General features: G+C 44.5%; 2 protein-coding genes. Both read left to right on the top strand.

The annotated features are described in order from the left end of the window. Positions 1-302: EAL domain-containing protein (locus A3766_RS02915; RefSeq protein ID WP_156508640.1), on the top strand; the 302-nt coding region annotated here is incomplete at its 5' end. 104 nt (positions 303-406) lie between these two features. Continuing rightward, positions 407-885: hypothetical protein (locus A3766_RS02920; RefSeq protein WP_156508641.1), on the top strand; the 479-nt coding region annotated here is incomplete at its 3' end.

Genomic DNA, 885 nt, shown 5'->3' on the forward strand with positions numbered 1-885 from the left:
CAGGCTATTCATCTTTGAGCCAACTTAAAGATTTACCCGTAGACGAGCTAAAGATCGATATGGCCTTTGTTTTGAAACTGGATGAAAGTAAATATGACCAGGCTATTGTCCAGTCAACGATAGACATGGCTCATCAGCTCGGTTTAACTGTCGTTGCTGAAGGGGTTGAAAACAGAGCGTCTTGGGCCTTACTCGAAACATGGGGATGCGATAAGTTACAAGGTTACTATATCTCTCGCCCACAAAACTCGGCAGACTTTGTTACCTGGTTTAAAGGCTATGATGTAAACAGTGAGTACTAGCATTATTTTTTCGATGAACAAGGCTAAACAAAGCATTCAGAATAAAACACTCTTCAGTTATCTGTGCCGCCTTGCTTCTAGTCGCTTTGATCAGCAGCGCACTTGTGCATGCAAAGCAGAATAGCCCACACCGCTTTATCGGCAATGTGACGCTTGTTACCAACTATCAAGACAGCGGAAATACATGGCTCAATGGTGGGCTGGGACGTTTTGGACAGGGTGACCAGGATAGCTCGGTTTCAGGCCTATTTGAATCAAATATCGAGTATCGGTACCGGCCTTCTTCTGCCTTTCAATTGAGTACTCATATCCAAGCACAAGGTACGAGTAATGATAGCTCCGTTCGCTCTCTTGGGGTGATAGAGTGGAGCGCAAGGTATCGTCATGATATCGACTTCAATCAAGCGCTTAGTGTTAAGCTGGGCCAGTTTTTCTTACCGACCTCAATGGAAAATATAGATCGCTTCTGGGAATCCCCTTATACCATTAGCTACTCTTCGCTCAATAGCTGGATAGGTGAGGAGTTTCACCCTATCGGCTTAGACATGTCTTATCGTTATCATTTTGATAGTGGGCCAGAGTT

Source organism: Oleiphilus sp. HI0132 (assembly GCF_001635845.1).